The organism is Streptomyces sp. NBC_00385 (genome assembly GCF_035917155.1).
GTDB classification, from domain to species: Bacteria; Actinomycetota; Actinomycetes; order Streptomycetales; family Streptomycetaceae; genus Streptomyces; species Streptomyces poriferorum.
In genome coordinates this window covers 2,417,947-2,437,134 of the sequence record NZ_CP107951.1, presented here as the reverse complement: position 1 = coordinate 2,437,134, position 19,188 = coordinate 2,417,947, and the positions used below count along the sequence as shown (strand labels likewise).

General features: G+C 70.9%; 12 protein-coding genes. 5 read left to right on the top strand and 7 right to left on the bottom strand.

Annotated elements, in window-relative coordinates:
• Window positions 1-88 precede the first annotated feature (88 nt).
• Window positions 89-763 carry a response regulator gene (locus tag OG959_RS10425; protein ID WP_326657887.1) on the bottom strand — a complete coding sequence of 225 codons (675 nt, stop codon included), beginning with the start codon at window positions 761-763 and terminating at the stop codon, window positions 89-91.
• Window positions 760-2,430 carry a sensor histidine kinase gene (locus tag OG959_RS10420; RefSeq protein ID WP_326657886.1) on the bottom strand — a complete coding sequence of 557 codons (1,671 nt, stop codon included), beginning with the start codon at window positions 2,428-2,430 and terminating at the stop codon, window positions 760-762. Before OG959_RS10420 ends, OG959_RS10425 begins: the two co-directional genes overlap by 4 nt.
• A 130-nt stretch (window positions 2,431-2,560) precedes the next feature.
• Here OG959_RS10420 and OG959_RS10415 point away from each other — a divergent pair, with 130 nt between their 5' ends.
• Entirely contained in the window at window positions 2,561-3,922 is a 1,362-nt protein-coding gene (locus OG959_RS10415) for a cation:dicarboxylate symporter family transporter (protein ID WP_326657885.1), read from the top strand.
• A gap of 68 nt (window positions 3,923-3,990) precedes the next feature.
• Here OG959_RS10415 and OG959_RS10410 read toward each other — a convergent pair whose 3' ends face one another.
• Complete coding sequence (locus tag OG959_RS10410; protein WP_326657884.1) at window positions 3,991-5,463, bottom strand: glycoside hydrolase family 16 protein; 1,473 nt, start codon at window positions 5,461-5,463, stop codon at window positions 3,991-3,993.
• Window positions 5,464-5,640: 177 nt separating this feature from the next.
• Between OG959_RS10410 and OG959_RS10405 the strand changes: the two genes are divergently transcribed.
• Window positions 5,641-6,057 (top strand): MerR family transcriptional regulator, encoded by a 417-nt coding sequence (locus OG959_RS10405; protein ID WP_326657883.1) that lies wholly within the window; start codon window positions 5,641-5,643, stop codon window positions 6,055-6,057.
• Window positions 6,054-6,398 (top strand): thioredoxin, encoded by a 345-nt coding sequence (gene trxA, locus OG959_RS10400; RefSeq protein WP_326657882.1) that lies wholly within the window; start codon window positions 6,054-6,056, stop codon window positions 6,396-6,398. The genes OG959_RS10405 and trxA overlap by 4 nt, the downstream gene beginning before the upstream one ends.
• A 62-nt stretch (window positions 6,399-6,460) precedes the next feature.
• On the opposite strand, the gene glgB is transcribed toward trxA, so the two are convergent.
• From glgB to OG959_RS10380, 4 genes are all read right to left on the bottom strand, one after another.
• Entirely contained in the window at window positions 6,461-8,887 is a 2,427-nt protein-coding gene (gene glgB / locus OG959_RS10395; RefSeq protein WP_326657881.1) for a 1,4-alpha-glucan branching enzyme, read from the bottom strand.
• A 69-nt stretch (window positions 8,888-8,956) separates the two neighbouring features.
• Entirely contained in the window at window positions 8,957-10,351 is a 1,395-nt protein-coding gene (locus OG959_RS10390) for a maltokinase N-terminal cap-like domain-containing protein (RefSeq protein ID WP_326657880.1), read from the bottom strand.
• A gap of 229 nt (window positions 10,352-10,580) precedes the next feature.
• Complete coding sequence (gene treS / locus OG959_RS10385; RefSeq protein ID WP_326657879.1) at window positions 10,581-12,287, bottom strand: maltose alpha-D-glucosyltransferase; 1,707 nt, start codon at window positions 12,285-12,287, stop codon at window positions 10,581-10,583.
• Entirely contained in the window at window positions 12,284-14,323 is a 2,040-nt protein-coding gene (locus OG959_RS10380; protein WP_326657878.1) for an alpha-1,4-glucan--maltose-1-phosphate maltosyltransferase, read from the bottom strand. Before OG959_RS10380 ends, treS begins: the two co-directional genes overlap by 4 nt.
• A 766-nt stretch (window positions 14,324-15,089) precedes the next feature.
• Between OG959_RS10380 and glgP the strand changes: the two genes are divergently transcribed.
• Entirely contained in the window at window positions 15,090-17,693 is a 2,604-nt protein-coding gene (gene glgP / locus OG959_RS10375; RefSeq protein ID WP_326657877.1) for an alpha-glucan family phosphorylase, read from the top strand.
• Window positions 17,694-17,916: 223 nt separating this feature from the next.
• Entirely contained in the window at window positions 17,917-19,140 is a 1,224-nt protein-coding gene (locus tag OG959_RS10370) for an alginate lyase family protein (RefSeq protein WP_326657876.1), read from the top strand.
• The last annotated feature ends 48 nt before the right edge of the window (window positions 19,141-19,188 follow it).

Sequence of the window (19,188 nt, the reverse complement as noted above, 5' to 3'; positions counted from 1 at the left end):
ATGACCACGGTGTGTTCACACGATGACCACAGCTCATAGGAACCTCCAGACGGCCGGGCGGTTCCGTTCGGGGCCGCCGCGAACCCGCTCAGCGCCCCTCCGCCAGCCACCGGTAGTGCAGTTCCGGGCGTCCGATCTGTCCGTACTGCGGACTGCGCACCGCCCGCCCGGCCGTCACCAGATGTTCCAGGTAACGGCGCGCGGTGATGCGCGAGATCCCGAGTTCCACCCCGGCCACCGCCGCCGTCACACCGTCCGGGGCCGCCCGCAGTACGCGGGTCACGGCCTCCAGCGTCGGGCTGCTGAGGCCCTTGGGCAGGCGGGCGGGCTGCGGGGTGCGCAGCGTGGCCAGCGCGCGGTCCACCTCGTCCTGGCCGCTCGCCTCACCGGCCGCCGCGCGGAACTCGGCGTACCGGACGAGCCGGTCGCGCAACGTGGCGAAGGTGAAGGGCTTCAGTACGTACTGGACGACGCCGAGCGAGACCCCCTCGCGGACCACGGCCAGATCGCGGGCCGAGGTCACCGCGATCACATCGGCCCCGTGCCCGGCCGCACGCAGCGAACGCAGCAGCTGCAGCCCGTGCCCGTCGGGCAGATACAGATCCAGGAGCAGGAGGTCGACCGGCACGCGGTCCAGGGCCCGCACCGCCTCGGCCCGGGAGTGCGCGACGGCCGCCACCGTGAACCCCGGGACGCGGTCCACGTACAGCTGATGGGCGTCGGCGGCGACGGGGTCGTCCTCGACGACCAGTACCTGGATCACGGGGTCCTCTCCTCCTGCACACCGCCGCGCCGCGCGAGCGGCAGCCGTACCGTGAACTCCGCGCCGCCGTCCGGCCCCTGTTCCAGCACCACCGCCCCGCCGTTGCGGTGCGCGGCCTGCCGGACGAGCGCCAGGCCGAGCCCGCGGCCCGCGCCGTGCGTCGACCAGCCGCGCCGGAACACCTCCGCTGCGTCGTCCGGTCCGACGCCCGCCCCGTTGTCGGCGACGCGCAGCAGGAGCTCCCCGTCGTCGGCGAGCGCGGTGACCGTGACACGGGCGCGGGCCGGGCGCGGGCCCGTGCGCCGGCCGGGCACCCCGCCGCCGGAGCCGGGGCCGGTCGCCGCCTCCGACGCCGCGTCCACCGCGTTGTCGATCAGATTGCCGAGGATGGTCACCAGATCGCGCTGCGGCAGCGTCGCGGGCAGCGCCCCGTCGTCGATCAGGCTGTCGTCCGCCAGCACCAGTTCCACCCCGCGCTCGTTCGCCTGCGCGGCCTTGCCGAGCAGCAGCGCCGCCAGCACCGGTTCACCGACCGCGCCGACGACCCGGTCGGTGAGCACCTGGGCCAGCTCCAGTTCCGCCGTGGCGAAGCCGACCGCCTCCTCCTCGCGGCCCAGCTCGATCAGTGAGACCACCGTGTGCAGCCGGTTCGCCGCCTCGTGCGCCTGCGAGCGCAGGGCCTGGGTGAACCCGCGCTCGGAGTCCAGCTCGCCGGACAGCGCCTGGAGTTCCGTGTGATCGCGCAGGGTGACGACGGTGCCGCGCCGCTCCCCGCCCACCACCGGGCGGGTGTTGACCACGATCACCCGGTCCGCCGTCAGATGCACCTCGTCGACCCGCTCCTCGGAGGCGAGCAGCGCCCCCGTCAGCGGCGCGGGCAGGTCGAGTTCGGCGACCCGGCGTCCGACCGTGCCGGGCGCCAGTCCGAGCAGTTCGCGGCCGGCGTCGTTGATCAGGGCGATCCTGCGCTGCCCGTCGAGCATCAGCAGCCCCTCGCGCACCGCGTGCAGGGTGGCCTCGTGGTAGTCGTGCAACCGGCTCAGCTCGGCGGCGTTCATCCCGTGGGTGTGCCGTCGCAGCCGGGCGTTGATCACGTACGTACCGAGACCGCCGAGCGCCAGCGCCGCACCCGCCGCGAGCCCCAGCGCGCCCAGCTGGGCCCGCACCTGCGAGGAGACCCGCTCGACCGTGATGCCCGCACTGACGAGGCCGACGATCCTGCCGCCGTCCCGGATCGGTGTGACGACCCGTATCGAGGGGCCGAGCGTGCCGGTGTACGTCTCCGAGAAGGTCTCGCCGCGCAGGGCCCGCGCGGTGTGCCCGAGGAAGCTCTCACCGATCCGTTCGGCGTGCGGGTGCGTCCAGCGGACCCGGTGCGGATCCATGATGGTGACGAACGCGATCCCGGTGTCCTTGCGGACCTGCTCCGCGTACGGCTGCAGCACCGCCGACGGGTCCGGGGTACGGATCGCCTCCCGTACCGACGGTGCGCCGGCGATCGCCAGCGCGGCCGTCCGTACCTGCCGGGTCGCGGTCTCCTTGGCCTGGGAGCTGCCGGAGACGTACGCGAAGAAGGCGCACCCCGCCACCACGGCCGCGACCAGCACCACCTGCATGGCGAAGAGCTGGCCCGCCAGGCTGCGCGGACGGGTAGGGGGGAAGCGCATCTCCACAGTCTGCCTGGCCGAAAACCTATGAACGAAATGCACACAAGGGTGACCGGCGTCACAGGGGGCGGGATAGTCGCCGGGGCCCCCAGGGACGGGGGAGGGACAAGGACGAGCCGAGGAGACCCCCGTGGGAGTGGCCGCCGCCAAGCGGGACCGTACGAAATATCTGTATCTCGCCGTGATCGCGGCGGTGGGGCTCGGCATTCTGGTCGGCCTCGTCGCTCCGGACACCGCCGTCGAGCTCAAGCCGATCGGAACCGGCTTCGTCAACCTCATCAAGATGATGATCTCGCCGATCATCTTCTGCACGATCGTGCTGGGCGTCGGCTCCGTGCGCAAGGCCGCCAAGGTCGGCGCCGTCGGAGGTCTGGCCCTCGGCTACTTCCTGGTGATGTCGACCGTCGCCCTGGCCATCGGCCTGGTCGTCGGCAACATCCTGGAGCCCGGCTCCAGCCTCCACCTCACCGAGGCGGCCCGCGCCGCGGGTGAGGCGCAGGCGGGGGACAGCGAGTCCACCGCGGACTTCCTGCTCGGCATCATCCCCACCACCATGGTGTCGGCCTTCACCGAGGGCGAGGTCCTCCAGACCCTGCTCATCGCGCTGCTCTCGGGCTTCGCGCTCCAGGCCCTCGGCTCGGCGGGCGAGCCCGTCCTGCGCGGCATCGGCCACATCCAGCGCCTGGTCTTCCGTATCCTCGCCATGATCATGTGGATGGCCCCGGTCGGCGCCTTCGGCGCGATGGCGGCCGTGGTCGGCGAGACCGGTGTGGACGCGCTGAAGTCCCTCGCGGTCATCATGATCGGCTTCTACGTCACCTGCGCGCTCTTCGTGTTCCTGATCCTGGGTACGATCCTGCGGCTGGTGGCCGGGGTCAACATCTTCGCCCTGCTGAAGTACCTGGGCCGGGAGTTCCTGCTCATCCTCTCCACCTCCTCGTCCGAGTCGGCCCTGCCGCGGCTGATCGCGAAGATGGAGCACATGGGCGTCAGCAAGCCCGTCGTCGGCATCACCGTGCCGACCGGCTACTCCTTCAACCTCGACGGCACCGCGATCTACCTCACGATGGCGTCGCTCTTCATCGCCAACGCGACGGGTGACCCGCTCAGCATCAGCGAGCAGATCTCGCTGCTGGTCTTCATGGTGATCGCCTCCAAGGGCGCCGCGGGCGTCACCGGCGCCGGACTCGCCACCCTCGCGGGAGGCCTCCAGTCGCACCGCCCCGAGCTGGTGGACGGGGTCGGCCTGATCGTCGGCATCGACCGCTTCATGAGCGAGGCCCGCGCCCTCACGAACTTCGCGGGCAACGCGGTGGCCACCGTGCTCGTCGGCACCTGGACCAAGGAGATCGACAAGGAGCGGGTGGACCAGGTCCTCTCCGGATCTCTCCCGTTCGACGAGGCGATGCTCGCGGACGAGGGCCCCGCCGAGCCGCACGTCCCCGAGGCCAGGGACGGCGGCGGGGAGCAGCCCTCGCTCACGAAGGTGTAGCGCGTTCGCCGATGCCGCCGGTACGGGAGGGCTCCCGTACCGGCCGCACCTGTCTGTCGCGGCCGGCCTCAGCCGTAGGGGATGTGCACGACGGACTGGTTGCCGACGCCCACCGTGCTCGTGCCGTTGCCGATCGCGTTCCAGATCTCGACCTTCACCGTGCCGTTGACCAGGTTGCCGTGGCTCCCGGTGGACGACATGAGGCCCTTGGCCTGCGTGTAGTGCTCGTACCCGCTGACCGGATCGGTGGCGAAGTAGTGGTACGTCTCCGTGCGGTCCCAGGTCCCGTCGCCCGTACGGTCGAAACTCACCCTCACCTGTTGCCCGTTCGCGATGGTGGTGCCCGAATCGGCGAAGACGTCGAACTGGGTGGAGCCGCCGTCGTACGCCCGGGTGATGCCGGTGGCGGTGAACGTCTGCGGGCTGTGCGGGGAGCCGTCGTGGTTACCGCCCCCGGCCGAGGCGACCGTCACCGACGAGGCGGTGGACTGGGTGGCCCCGAGGCCGCCGGCACTGCGCAGGGCGAGGGTGGAGGATCCGGTCGGCGGATCCGTGGGCGGGTCGGTCGGCGGCTCGGTGGTTCCTCCGCCGCCCTTGGTCCAGACGCCCACGTAGTCGACCAGCATGGGTCGGCCCGGCACCGTCTCGGCGGTCGGGGTGGAGCCGCCGAGCGCGTTCGGGAAGGCGCCGCCGATCGCGAGGTTCAGCAGGAGGAAGTACCCGGCGTGGTCCGTCATGTTCGCCCACGTCGAGGCGTCCAGCTGGTTCTGGGTGACGCTGTGGAAGAGCTGGTCGTCGACGTACCAGCGCAGGGCGTTCGGGGTGACGGCGCGGTCCCACTCGAAGCGGTAGGTGTGGAACGCGGACTGGCAGCTCGCCCCCGGGCAGGTGCGGCTGTTGCCGAGGCCGGTGGTCTCGTTGCAGGGGCCGCCCGGGTTGACTCCGCAGTGCAGGACGCCCCAGACGGAGTTGATCCCGTTGACGTTCTCCATGATGTCGAATTCGCCGATGCCCGGCCAGTTCCAGTAGTTGCCCCGGTACGGGGAGCCGAGCGCCCAGAAGGCCGGCCAGTAGCCGAGGGCCGCGTTGCCGGTGACGTTCGGCATCTGTACGCGGCCCTCGATGCGCAGGGTGCCGCCGGCCGGGGCCTTGAAGTCCGCCCGCTTGGTCTCGATACGGCCCGAGGTCCAGTTGCCCGCGCCGTCGCGGAGCGGGGTGATGCGGAGGTTGCCGCTGCCGTCGAGGCTCACGTTGTCGGGGGCGGCGGTGTAGTTCTGGATCTCCCCGGTGCCCCAGTTGCCCGGGCCGCCGGGATAGCCGTGCCCCGTGTCGATCTGCCAGTTCGCGGAGGACGGCAGGCTGCGGTTCGCGCCGTTGAAGTCGTCACTCCACTGAAGGTTCCAGCCGGGGGCCGGCGGTACGTCGCCGCGGGCGGGCCCGGAGCCTGCGACGGTGATCGCTCCGGCGAGGGTGAGGGCCAGGGCCGTGAGGGCGGCGAGGACGGTGGTGCGTCTGTGGGGGGTGGTGCGGCTCGTACGCAAGGGAACCTCCGGTGGGGACGGTGCCGGGAAGGTTGTCGTTGAGAGCGCTCTCAGAGTTATTTAGTTGCACCCGGGGCTACCGTCAATGGCTCCGGACGCTTTACGTCCCGAAGGTTCCGCGCGCCGTGCCCCGTCTCTCCTTGCCTTGACGCCGACGTCAAGGATTACCGTCGGGGCATGCGAATCGGGGAACTGGCCGAACGCGCCGGGACGACGACACGGACGCTGCGGTACTACGAGTCACGCGGCCTGCTGCAAGCACGCCGCGCGGAGAACGGCTACCGCACGTACGACGAGGGCGACCTGCGGCTGATCCAGCAGATCCGGACCCTTCAGGACTTCGGGTTCGACCTGGAGGAGACCCGCCCGTTCGTCGACTGCCTGCGCGCCGGCCATCCGGCGGGCGACTCCTGCCCGGCCTCGCTGGCCGTCTACCGGCGCAAGCTAGGCGAGCTGGACGCGCTCATCGGCCAGTTGCAGTCGGTTCGTACGGAAGTGGGCGCCCAGCTGGCCCGCGCCGAGATCGAGGCCTCCGCCGAGCTGCCGGGCGGTCCCGAACCACGTTGTGAACTGAACTGGGAGGACGAAGGATGATCCACGCAGAAGGTGTCGCCGAGGTCACCGACACGACGTTCGACGCCGAGGTGCTGGCAGGCGGCCTGCCGGTCCTGGTCGAGTTCACCGCCGACTGGTGCGGCCCCTGCCGCCAGCTGGCCCCGGTGCTCAGCGCGATCGCCGCGGAGGAGGCCGGCCGGCTCAAGGTGGTGCAGATCGACGTGGACCACAACCCGGGGATCACGAGCCGCTACGCGGTGCTCTCCATGCCGACCCTGATGGTGTTCCAGGACGGCGAACCGGTGAAGTCGATGGTGGGCGCCCGCCCCAAGCGGCGTCTGCTCCAGGAGCTGGAGGAGGTACTGCCGGCGGCCGTCTGACCCGCGCCGGGCAGGCGGGGGCCCGCACCACGGGTGCGTGGTGCGGGCGCCCCGTACCGCGGTCAGGCCGGCCGCAGCCACACCGTCGCCAGCGGCGGGAGCGTCAGCGTGATGCTGGTGTCCCGGCCGTGCGCCGCCACCGCCTCCGGCTTCAGCGGCTCCTCGTTGCGCACGTCACTGCCGCCGTATCGCAGCTCGTCCGTGTTCAGGACCTCCACCCAGGCCTCCGGCCCGTCCGGCACCCCGATGCGGTAGTCGTGCCGCACCACCGGCGAGAAGTGGGAGACGGCGATCAGCGGTGATCCGGCCGCGTCGTACCGGACGAACGCGAACGCGTTGTCCTCCGCGGCGCCGCCCTCGATCCAGCTGAAGCCCTCCGGCACGGTGTCGCGCTGCCAGAGCGCCGGCGTCGCCCCGTACACGGTGTTGAGGTCGCTCACCAGGGTCCGTACGCCGCGGTGGTCGCTCTCCGCCGCGTACGACGGGTCGAGCAGCCACCAGTCGGGGCCGTGCCCCTCCGACCACTCCGCTCCCTGGGCGAACTCCTGTCCCATGAAGAGAAGCTGTTTGCCGGGGTGGGCCCACATGAAGCCGAGATAGGCGCGGTGGTTGGCGCGCTGCTGCCACCAGTCGCCGGGCATCTTGCTGACGAGCGACCGCTTGCCGTGCACGACCTCGTCGTGCGAGATCGGCAGGACGTAGTTCTCGCTGTACGCGTACACCATCGAGAAGGTCATCTCGTTGTGGTGGTACTTGCGGTGCACCGGCTCCTTCGACACGTACTCCAGCGAGTCGTGCATCCAGCCCATGTTCCACTTCAGCCCGAAGCCGAGACCGCCGAAGCCGCCGGGGCCCACGTGGTGCGTGGCGCGGGTGACGCCGTCCCAGGCGGTGGACTCCTCCGCGATCGTCACGACACCGGGGTTGCGGCGGTAGACCGTCGCGTTCATCTCCTGGAGGAAGGCCACGGCGTCCAGGTTCTCCCGGCCGCCGTGCTCGTTGGGGGACCACTCCCCGTCCTCGCGCGAGTAGTCGAGGTAGAGCATCGAGGCGACCGCGTCGACCCGCAGCCCGTCGATGTGGAACTCCTCGCACCAGTACGTGGCGTTGGAGACGAGGAAGTTGCGCACCTCGGTGCGGCCGTAGTCGAACTCGAGCGTGCCCCAGTCCGGGTGCGCGGCCCGCTGCGGGTCCGAGTGCTCGTACAGCGGACGGCCGTCGAACTCGGCGAGCGCCCACTCGTCGCGCGGGAAGTGCGCCGGCACCCAGTCGACGATCACGCCGATCCCGGCGCCGTGCAGCGCGTCGACGAGGAAGCGGAAGTCGTCGGGCGAGCCCATCCGGGACGTCGGGGCGTAGAAGCCGGTGACCTGGTAGCCCCAGGAGCCGCCGAAGGGATGCTCGGAGACCGGCATCAGCTCGACATGGGTGAAGCCCAGATCGCGTACGTACGCCGGGAGTTGCTCGGCGAGCTGGCGGTAGGTGAGACCGGGGCGCCAGGACGGCAGATGCACCTCGTAGACCGAGAGCGGCGCCTCGTGCACGGGTACGTCCCCGCGGTGGGCCATCCACTCCTGGTCCTGCCAGACGTGGTGCGCGGCCGTGACGACCGAGGCGTTGGACGGCGGGACCTCGGCGTGCCGGGCCATCGGGTCGGCACGCAGCGTGTGCGAGCCGTCCGGGCGGCAGACGTCGAACTTGTACAGCGCGCCCTCGCCGATCGCCGGCAGGAACAGCTCCCACACCCCGGTGGAGCCGAGCGAACGCATCGGGAAGCCGGTGCCGTCCCAGTAGTTGAAGTCCCCGGACACCCGCACCCCGCGGGCGTTGGGAGCCCAGAGGGTGAACCGGGTCCCGGTGACGCCCTGGTGCTCCATCACCCGGGCACCGAGCGCGGTCCACAACTCCTCGTGGCGGCCCTCGCCGATCAGATGCAGATCGAGATCGCCGAGCGCGGGCAGGAAGCGGTACGGATCGTGGATCTCGATCTCGTTGTCGTCGTAGGCCACCAGGAGCCGGTACTCGGGGACGGTGGACATCGGCAGGAGGCCGGAGAAGAACCCGTCGCCGTCGTCCAGCAGTTGGGCCCGCAGCCCCTTGGCGAGGACGGTGACGGAGCGGGCGAAGGGGCGCAGCACCCGGAAGGTGACCCCGCCGCGGATCTGGTGGGCGCCGAGCAGCTCGTGCGGGGCGTGGTGCTCGCCCGACAGGAGGCGTGCCCGGTCGCCGTCGTCGAGCGCACCGGCGGGGCGGACGCCCTGTCCGCCGGCGCGCCGGGGCCGCGGCGGCGCCGCCCGCTTCGCCCGCTTGGCCGGTGGGGGCGTCGCCGCCGGCTCGGCGGGCGGTGCCTCCGCCTCCACCGGTGCGAGGGTTCCGGTGGCCGGGCCGGCGGCGGCGTCCGCGTGCTCGGCGGGGGCCGCGGAGAGGGGAACGTCGAGGGTGGGCGGGGCGGGGTCGGACGCTTTGCGGGACGGCTTGCGGGCGGTCACAGGGACAGCCTCCTCGGAGGGTGTGGGTGGGGTGGGGCGGGCAGGCGGGCAGCGGGTGGTCGTGCCGCGTCAGTCGGCGTCGGCCGCCAGACGGTGGATCGCGGCCATCGGGACGGGCAGCCAGTCGGGCCGGTGCCGGGCCTCGTACAGCACCTCGTAGACCGCCTTGTCGGTCTCGTGGGCGCGCAGCAGCTCCGGCTCGTCGCGCGGGTCGACGCCCGCGGCCTTGGCGTAGCCGTCGCAGTAGGCGGTCCGGCAGCGCGCCGCCCATGCCGCGTTCCAGGGGCGGTGCGAGCGGGCCGCGTAGTCGAAGGAGCGGAGCATCCCGGCGATGTCGCGCACCGGTGGCTGCGGGCTGCGGCGCTCCGGGAGCGGGCGGGCCGGTTCGCCCTCGAAGTCGATCAGTGACCAGAATCCGTCGGTGCCGCGCAGCGTCTGGCCGAGGTGGAGATCGCCGTGCACCCGCTGGGTGGGCCGGCCGCCACCCCGCCGGCCCAGGGCCGTCACGGCGTCGAAGGCGGCGCGCAGCCCGGGGACGTACGGCACCAGCGCCGGCACCGCGTGGGCGGCCGCCTCCAGGCGCTGCACCATCGCGGCGGCCAGCTCGTCGGTCTGGGAACGGCGCAGGGACGGTGTGGGCAGCGCGGCGGCCAGCGCGGTGTGCACCTCGGCGGTGGCCCGGCCCAGGGCGTGGGCCTCGTGTGTGAAGTCGTCGCCCGCCGCCAGGGCGCGCAGCGCGAGTTGCCAGCCGTCCTCGGCGCCCCGCAGGAACGGCTGGAGCACGCCGAGCGTGAGACGTTCCGGTGTGGCGGCCTCGAACCACGCGACCGGCGCGGGGACGCGTCCGCACCCCTGACGGGAGAGCGCGAGCGGCAGCTCCAGATCGGGGTTGGTGCCGGGGAAGACCCGGCGGAAGATCTTGAGGATGTAGGAGTCGCCGTACACGAGCGAGGAGTTGGACTGCTCGGTGTCCAGCACCCGGGGGGTGAGTGCGGCGGGGATCGGCTCCGCCCCCCGGCCGAAGCGCAGTGCGCCGAGGCCGCCGGGTGTGCGCAGCCGTTCCAGCAGCAGCGCGGCCAGGCGCCGGTCGTGCAGCCCCTCGTAGACGGCGCGGCCGGCCAGCGGTCCGTCCGTCACATGGCCGATGAGCGCGGGCGCGAGGCGCGGGGGCAGCGCGGACCGTACGCCGAGCAGCAACTGGTAGCAGTCCGCCGGGGGCTGGTCCGGCATCGTGGGCTGATGGGCCCGCACCAGCAGGTGCAGGAGCCCCGGGCCCGTATCGACGGCGGCGGAGTCCACCGGCAGTATCTCGGTCGCCGAGACGAGCGAGAAGGCGGTGATGGGCCGCCCCTTGCCCGCGAACCACCGCTGCCGGGGCAGCCATTCGTGCAGCAGCGGTCCGAGAGACGGGAGCAGGGCTGTGCTGTTCGCCAGGGTGACCTGAGCGGATGCAGCCTCCGACATGGCATCGCGTCCTTTCCCCGGGCACACCACAGGATGCGAAGAGTGTCCCGGATTGCGGCTTTGGCTGTCCGGCTGTGCGGGACGTGTCGGGTCAGGATGGTCCGTACGGACTCGACTCGGGGTGATCGAAACGCCAGGAGCGTCCAGGAAGCTTCCGGAACTGCTCGATATGGGGGGAAGAGTGCCCCGTGCGGGGCGGCGGAAACCGCCCCGCAGGTGCCGTTCGTGCTCAGGCCGGCGGTGCGTCCTTGCGCAGCCGGAACCAGTAGAAGCCGTGTCCCGCGAGAGTCAGCAGGTAGGGCCACTGACCGATGGCGGGGAAGCGCACCCCGCCGATCAGCTCCACCGGATGACGCCCGTTGAAGGACCTCAGGTCGAGCTCCGTCGGCTGCGCGAACCGCGAGAAGTTGTGCACGCACAGCACGAGGTCGTCCCCGTGCTCACGGGTGAAGGCGAGCACGGCGGGGTTGGAGGAGGGCAGTTCGTTGTACGAGCCCAGCCCGAACGCCGGGTTCTGCTTGCGGATCTCGATCATCCGCCGCGTCCAGTGCAGCAGCGAGGAGGGCGAGGCCATCGACGCCTCGACGTTGGTGACCTGGTAGCCGTAGACCGGATCCATGATCGTGGGGAGGTAGAGCCGCCCCGGATCGCTGGAGGAGAAGCCGGCGTTCCGGTCGGGCGTCCACTGCATCGGGGTGCGTACCGCGTCCCGGTCGCCCAGCCAGATGTTGTCGCCCATCCCGATCTCGTCCCCGTAGTAGAGGATCGGGGAGCCCGGCAGGGACAGCAGCAGGGCGGTGAACAGCTCGATCTGGTTGCGGTCGTTGTCCAGGAGTGGCGCGAGGCGGCGACGGATGCCGATGTTGGCCCGCATCCGCGGGTCCTTGGCGTACTCCGCGTACATGTAGTCGCGCTCTTCGTCCGTGACCATCTCGAGCGTCAGCTCGTCGTGGTTGCGCAGGAAGATGCCCCACTGGCAGCCGGACGGGATCTCCGGGGTCTTGGCCAGGATTTCCGAGACCGGGTAGCGGCTCTCGCGCCGTACGGCCATGAAGATCCGCGGCATCACGGGGAAGTGGAACGCCATGTGGCACTCGTCGCCGCCGGCCCGGTAGTCGCCGAAGTAGTCGACGACGTCCTCGGGCCACTGGTTGGCCTCGGCCAGCAGCACGGTGTCCGGGTAGTTGGCGTCGATCTCCTTGCGGACCCGCTTGAGGAATCCGTGGGTCTCCGGGAGGTTCTCACAGTTGGTGCCCTCGCGCTGGTACAGGTAGGGCACGGCGTCGACGCGGAAGCCGTCGATGCCGAGGTCGAGCCAGAAGCGCAGCGCGGAGATGATCTCCTCCTGCACCGCCGGGTTCTCGTAGTTGAGATCGGGCTGGTGCGAGAAGAACCGGTGCCAGTAGTACTGCTTGCGGACCGGGTCGAAGGTCCAGTTGGACGTCTCCGTGTCGACGAAGATGATCCGGGCGTCCTGGAACTGCTTGTCGTCGTCGGCCCAGACGTAGTAGTCGCCGTACGGCCCGTCGGGGTCGGTACGGGACTGCTGGAACCAGTCGTGCTGGTCGCTGGTGTGATTCATGACGAAGTCGATGATCACGCGCATGCCGCGCTGGTGCGCGGCGTCGACGAACTCGACGAAGTCGGCGAGGTCGCCGAACTCCGGCAGCACGGCGGTGTAGTCGGACACGTCGTAACCGCCGTCGCGCAGCGGCGACTTGAAGAACGGCGGCAGCCAGAGGCAGTCGACGCCCAGCCACTGCAGATAGTCCAGCTTGGCGGTGATGCCCTTGAGGTCTCCGATGCCGTCGCCGTTGGAGTCCTGGAAGGACCGGACGAGGACTTCGTAGAAGACGGCACGCTTGAACCAGTCGGGATCGCGGTCCTTGGCCGGGGTGTCCTCGAAGGTGTCGTGGACGGGCTCGTTGACGATCATGGTGTGGGTGACCCTCCGGTCGGCGGGGACGGTCGCAGGACCGCGATGTGCGCGGGCGTGACGCCCGGTTCCAGGCGCACATAGAAGGTCCTGCCCCAGTGATAGGAATGGCCGGTGAGCTCGTCGCGCACCGGCACGCTCTCGTGCCGGTCGAGGCCGAGTTGCGGCATGTCCAACGAGACGGTCGCCTCCTGGGTGTGGTGCGGGTCGAGGTTGACGACCGTCAGAACGATGTTCGAACCGGAGCGCTTGCTGTACACGATCAGGGCGTCGTTGTCGGACGAGTGGAAGTGCACGTCACGCAGCTGCTGAAGCGCCGGGTTGCGGCGCCTGATCCGGTTGAGTGTGGTGATGAGCGGAGCCAGTGACCGGCCCTCGCGCTCGGCGGCTTCCCAGTCCCTGGGCCGGATCTCGTACTTCTCCGAGTCGAGGTACTCCTCACTGCCGTTGCGGACCGGGGTGTTCTCGCACAGCTCGTACCCCGCGTACACCCCCCAGGACGGGGAGAGGGTCGCCGCGAGCACCGCCCGTGCCTCGAAGGCCGGCCTGCCGCCTTCCTGGAGATAACCGGGAAGGATGTCGGGGGTGTTCACGAAGAAATTGGGCCTCATGAAGGAGGCCGATTCACCGGACAGTTCGGTCACGTAGTCCGTGATTTCCTGCCGGGTGTTGCGCCAGGTGAAATAGGTGTACGACTGCTGGAATCCGACGGTGGCCAGGGTGTGCATCATCGCGGGGCGGGTGAATGCCTCGGCCAGGAAGATCACGTCGGGGTCGGTGCGGTTGATGTCGGCGATCACCTTTTCCCAGAAGATCACCGGCTTGGTGTGCGGATTGTCGACGCGGAAGATGCGTACGCCGTGATCCATCCAGAAGCGCAGGATGCGTACGGTCTCCGTGACGAGGCCCCGCAGATCCTTGTCGAAGGCGATCGGATAGATGTCCTGGTATTTCTTCGGCGGATTCTCCGCATAGGCGATGGTGCCGTCCGCCCGGTGATGGAACCACTCGGGGTGCTTCTCCACCCACGGATGGTCGGGCGAGCACTGGAGGGCGAAGTCCAGCGCGATCTCCATGCGCAGGGTGCGGGCCGCCTCGACGAAATGGTCGAAGTCCTCCAGCGTGCCGAGATCCGGATGCACCGCGTCATGACCGCCCTCCGCGGAACCGATCGCCCACGGCACACCCACGTCGTGCGCGGCGGGGGAGAGGGAGTTGTTGGGGCCCTTGCGGTGGGTGGTGCCGATGGGATGGATGGGCGGGAGGTAGACCACGTCGAACCCCATGGCGGCGACCGCGGGCAGCCGTTCGGCCGCCGTGCGGAAGGTGCCGCTGATGATCCGGGGCGGCTTCGGGGCCGCGGCGGCCTTGGCCGTACGACCCTTGCGGGGCGCCTTCACCGGCTCCACCCTGGCGCCCTCGGAGCGGGGGAACAGCTCGTACCAGGAGCCGAACAGCGCGCGCCTGCGCTCGACGACGAGCGGGTGCGGACGGGACGCGGTGACCAGCTCGCGCAGGGGATGACGGGCCAGCGCGTCGCGCGCCTCGGGGGTGAGCGCGGCGGCCAGCCGGGCGGCCGCCGGCCGGGACTCGTCGCGCAGGGCGTCGACCGCGGCCAGCACCGCCTCGCGCCCGTCGCGCTTGGGCACGCCCTCGGCGGCCCGCTCGTACAGCTCGGCGCCCTCCGCCAGGACCAGCGCGGTGTCGATCCCGGCCGGGATCTTGATCTTCGCCGCGTGCAGCCAGGTGGACACCGGGTCGCTCCAGGCCTCGACCGTGTACGTCCAGCGGCCCTCCGCGTCCGGAGTCACCTCGGCGCCCCAGCGGTCGGTGCCCGGAGCGAGCTCGCGCATCGGCGTCCACGGTCCGGGGCGCCCGCTCGGATCGCGCAGCACGACATCGGCCGCGACCGCGTCATGGCCCTCGCGGAAGACGGTGGCGGTGACCTGGAAGGTTTCACCGGAGACCGCCTTGGCGGGCCTTCTTCCGCAGTCGACCAGCGGACGGACGTCGAGGACGGGAATGCGACCGATCATGAAATCACCTGGGGACTGGAGCTCGGACTCGACAGGGCGCGAACCGGGCGCGGACGGCTGAACGTGTACGCCGCGATGGTGGGGTTCGGTCCTTTCTAGCTGCTCCGTCGACGACTGATGGGGTGTGGGCATGGCCGCTCCTGTCCGCGTTCACTCGAATGGCACTCGAATGGATGAGGTAGACGGTCCGGTGCACGGGTGTGGACCGAATGCGTGTGTCGTCCGTACCGATTGCATACGAACCGGGAGCGGATCGCCGGTGGACAGGGGATGAATCGTGCGGGGGCGGTTACGGATCGCCTTCGGCTCTCATCCGAATGCAGTCGTTCCGGGTACCGGAGAAGCCTTCCCACGGATCTCGGTGGGCCAATCCGGTGGTGTGTTAACTACTCGGGCGTATCTGTGAAGGTCCGAATGCGCCGGGCTCGACCGCGCGTACGCGGGATTGCGGGGAACCGGCGTACGCGGGGCGGTACCGGTGCCACAGGGCAGCTTTCCCTGTGGCGCGAAGCCCCACAAGGCCGCACGAGGGGAGGGAATCGGCCATAACGCCTGTGACGGATGTGTCTGGATCTGCGGATGATGCGGGACGGACCAGGGAGGGACCGGCGGTGGGGGCGGTCGGACCACCAGGGGTCGCACCACCCGCCCCGGCCGTGCGCCGTGGCTGCGGCCCACCGCGCACCGCTACCGTCGAGGGTGACGGAGCGGCGCACACAGCGGTGCGTCCCCTCGGATTCGTACGTCCCCTGTAAAGGTGGAATACGTGAAGGCCATTCGTCGATTCACCGTGCGTCCCGTCCTCCCCGACCCCCTTCAACCGCTCAGCGACCTCGCGCGCAACCTGCGCTGGTCCTGGCACACCGAGACCCGAGAGCTCTTCCAGGCCGTCGACCCGGTGGCCGGCCGGACGGCGGAGTGCGATCCCGTGCGTCTGCTCGGCGCCGTGTCCGCCGGACGCCTCGCGGAGCTGGCCCGGGACGAGCAGTTCCTGCACCGGCTCAATGAGGTGTCCGCCGACCTCCGGGAGTACCTGGAGGGCCCCCGGTGGTACCAGGAGCAACGCGCCCGCGGCGACGGGCTCCCCGCCGCCATCGCCTACTTCTCGCCCGAGTTCGGAGTGACGGCGGCCCTGCCGCAGTACTCCGGCGGACTCGGCATCCTCGCCGGAGACCATCTGAAGGCCGCCAGCGACCTGGGCGTTCCCCTCGTCGGCGTCGGCCTGCTCTACCGCCACGGCTACTTCCGCCAGAGCCTGTCGCGCGACGGCTGGCAGCAGGAGCGCTATCCCGTCCTCGACCCGAACGAACTACCGCTCACGCTCGTGCGCGAAACCGACGGGACGCCCAGCCAGGTCGTCCTGTCCCTCCCCGGCGGCCGCTCCCTGCACGCCCAGATCTGGCAGGCCCAGGTGGGCCGGGTACCGCTGCTCATGCTCGACTCCGACGTCGAGGACAACGCCCCGCTCGAACGCGAGGTCACCGACCGCCTCTACGGCGGCGGCAGCGAACACAGGCTGCTCCAGGAGATGCTGCTGGGCATCGGCGGGGTACGCGCGGTGCGGACCTACTGCCGGCTCACCGGCCACCCCGACCCCGAGGTCTTCCACACCAACGAGGGGCACGCCGGCTTCCTCGGCCTCGAACGCATCCGCGAGCTGTCCGGCACCGGCCTCGACTTCGACTCCGCGGTGGAGTCCGTCCGCGCCGGTACCGTCTTCACCACCCACACCCCGGTCCCGGCCGGTATCGACCGCTTCGACCGCGACCTGGTCGCCCGCCACTTCGGCGACGACGGCGAACTGCCCGGCGTCGCGGCCGACCGCATCCTGCACCTGGGCACGGAGACGTACGACGGCGGCGACCCCGGCGTCTTCAACATGGCGGTCATGGGGCTCCGGCTCGCCCAGCGCGCCAATGGCGTCTCCACCCTGCACGGCGCCGTCAGCCGCGAGATGTTCGCCGGACTCTGGCCGGGCTTCGACCCGCCGGAGGTGCCCATCACCTCCGTGACCAACGGGGTCCACGCACCCACCTGGGTCGCCCCCGAGGTCTACCGCCTGCGCACCGAGTCCGGGGGCACCCCCGGCCGGTGGGACTCCGTCGCGCAGATCCCCGACCGGCAGCTCTGGGACCTGCGCCGCACCCTGCGCGAACAACTGGTCACCGAGGTGCGGGAGCGGCTGCGCGCCTCCTGGCTGACCCGCGGCGCGCAGGCGGCCGAACTCGGCTGGATCGACGGCGTGCTGGACCCCGGCGTGCTCACCATCGGCTTCGCCCGCCGGGTGCCCTCGTACAAACGCCTGACGCTGATGCTGCGCGACCGGGACCGGCTGCGGGCGCTGCTCCTGCACCCCGAGCGCCCGGTCCAGATCGTCGTGGCGGGCAAGGCGCACCCGGCCGACGACAGCGGGAAGCGCCTGGTCCAGGAGCTGGTCCGGTTCGCCGACGATCCCCGGGTGCGCCACCGCATCGTCTTCCTGCCCGACTACGGCATGGCGATGGCCCAGAAGCTCTACCCGGGCTGCGACGTCTGGCTGAACAACCCGCTGCGCCCGCTGGAGGCCTGCGGTACGAGCGGGATGAAGGCGGCGCTCAACGGCTGCCTCAACCTGTCCGTCCTCGACGGCTGGTGGGACGAGTGGTTCGAGCCGGACTTCGGCTGGGCGATCCCCACGGCCGACGGCTCCGCGCTGGACGAGGACCGGCGCGACGACCTGGAGGCGGGCGCCCTCTACGAGCTGATCGAGGACCGGGTCGCACCGCGCTTCTACGACCAGGGGGAGGAGGGACTCCCCGGGCGCTGGATCGAGATGGTCCGCAGCACCCTGGGCACGCTGGGCCCCAAGGTGCTGGCCGACCGGATGGTCCGTGAGTACGTGGAGCGGCTGTACGCCCCCGCGGCGCAGGCCCGGCGCACGCTGGATCCCGCCGCGGCGCGGGAGCTCGCCGGCTGGAAGGCCAGGGTGCGGGCGGCCTGGCCGCGGGTGGCCGTCGACCATGTCGAGGCGGTGACGCCCACCGCGGCCGGCGGCTCGGCCGAACTGGGTGCCACGCTGGCGCTGCGGGTCCGGATCAGCCTCGGGGTGCTGGAGCCTGACGACGTGGAGGTGCAGGCGGTGGCCGGCCGCGTCGACTCCGCCGACGCGATCTCGGACGCCCAGGTGTTCCCGCTGAAACCGGCGGGCGGCCAGGACCTGGAGGGCCGCTGGCTGTACGACGGTCCGCTCGCCCTCGACCGCACCGGTCCGTACGGCTACACCGTGCGGGTGCTGCCGGCCCACCGGCTGCTGGCCACGGGTGCCGAACTCGGCCTGGTCGCCCAGCCGACGGAGGCGACGGGGGAGGGCGCGGGCGTGCTGATGCGCTGACGGTCCGCGTCACCGAGGGCCCGGCACCCCAGGGTGCCGGGCCCTTCGGCTGCCCGGGTACGGGTCCTTCGCCTTCTGAACACAAGACCTTGACGTGTGCATGGGAAGCCTTTAGGTTCCTCACTCATTGCAGCGTTCACAACTCGACTCGATGTTCACGCATATGAACTCCCTTTGTGTCGGGCCGAGTTGCGACCTCCTCCGTACCGGAAGGCACCCCCACATGCGCACCGGAACCATCGGGCGCGGCCTCGGCCTCGCCACCGCCCTCGCGGCCCTGCTCACCGGCCTCTTCACGGCCCCGGCCTCGGCCGGCCGCGCCGCCCCGGACCGGGCACCCGCGGCGGCGCGGGCCGCCGCTCCCGCGGCCTTCACCCATCCAGGCGTACTCGTCAGCCGCCCCCAGCTCGACTTCGTACGCGCCAAGGTGCAGGCCGGCGCGCAGCCCTGGAAGAGCGCGTACGACCAGATGATGGGGAGCAAGTACGCCTCGCTCAGCCGGACGGCGAAACCCCGCGCAGTCGTGGAGTGCGGCTCGTACTCCAACCCCAACTACGGCTGCACCGACGAGCGCGAGGACGCCATAGCCGCCTACACGCTCTCGCTGGCCTGGTACGTCACCCAGGACAGCCGCTACGCCGTGAAGGCCGTCGAGATCATGGACGCCTGGTCGGCCGTGATCAAGGACCACACCAACAGCAACGCCCCCCTGCAGACCGGCTGGGCAGGCTCCTCCTGGCCGCGGGCCGCCGAGATCATCAAGTACACCTACAGCGGCTGGCCGAACGCGGGCCGCTTCGCCACCATGCTGCGCACCGTGTACCTCCCGAAGGTCATCAACGGCTCGAACAGCAACGGCAACTGGGAACTGAGCATGACCGAGGCGGCGATCGGCATTTCCGTCTTCCTGGAGGACCGGACCTCGTACGACAAGGCCGTGAGCAAGTTCCGCGGACGTGTCCCCGCGTACATCTACGTGACCGCGGACGGTTCGCTGCCGAAGGCCGCGCCCGGCAGCGGTCTGGACACCCGTGACGAGATCATCGGCTACTGGCAGGGCCAGTCGACCTTCATGGACGGCCTCTCGCAGGAGACCTGCCGCGATCTGACCCACACCGGATACGGACTGTCCGCCATCTCGCACATCGCCGAGACCAGCCGGATCCAGGGACAGGACCTCTACCCGGAGATCGCCGACCGGCTGCGCCACGCCCTCGGCCTGCACGCCAAGTACCAGCTGGGGACGGCCGTTCCCTCGTCGCTCTGCGGGGGGTCGCTCAAGGACAGCCTCGGGCCGGTCACCGAGGTCGGCTTCAACGCGCTGCACAACCGGATGGGCATCGCGATGACCAACACCCAGACCCTCACCGAGCGGCAGCGGCCCGCCGGGTCCAACAACCTGTTCGTCGCCTGGGAGACCCTGACCCACGCGAACAACCCGAACTGACCGCACACACAGCCGCCCGGGAGGAGCGGTCTCCTCCCGGGCGGGGCG

Excerpts from the sequence above, each read along its gene's own strand:
- OG959_RS10420 (WP_326657886.1), bottom strand. The coding sequence starts at position 2,430 with ATGCGCTTCCCCCCTACCCGTCCGCGCAGCCTGGCGGGCCAGCTCTTC.
- OG959_RS10405 (WP_326657883.1), top strand. The coding sequence starts at position 5,641 with ATGCGAATCGGGGAACTGGCCGAACGCGCCGGGACGACGACACGGACG.
- trxA (WP_326657882.1), top strand. The coding sequence starts at position 6,054 with ATGATCCACGCAGAAGGTGTCGCCGAGGTCACCGACACGACGTTCGAC.
- OG959_RS10390 (WP_326657880.1), bottom strand. The coding sequence starts at position 10,351 with ATGTCGGAGGCTGCATCCGCTCAGGTCACCCTGGCGAACAGCACAGCC.
- treS (WP_326657879.1), bottom strand. The coding sequence starts at position 12,287 with ATGATCGTCAACGAGCCCGTCCACGACACCTTCGAGGACACCCCGGCC.
- OG959_RS10380 (WP_326657878.1), bottom strand. The coding sequence starts at position 14,323 with ATGATCGGTCGCATTCCCGTCCTCGACGTCCGTCCGCTGGTCGACTGC.
- OG959_RS10370 (WP_326657876.1), top strand. The coding sequence starts at position 17,917 with ATGCGCACCGGAACCATCGGGCGCGGCCTCGGCCTCGCCACCGCCCTC.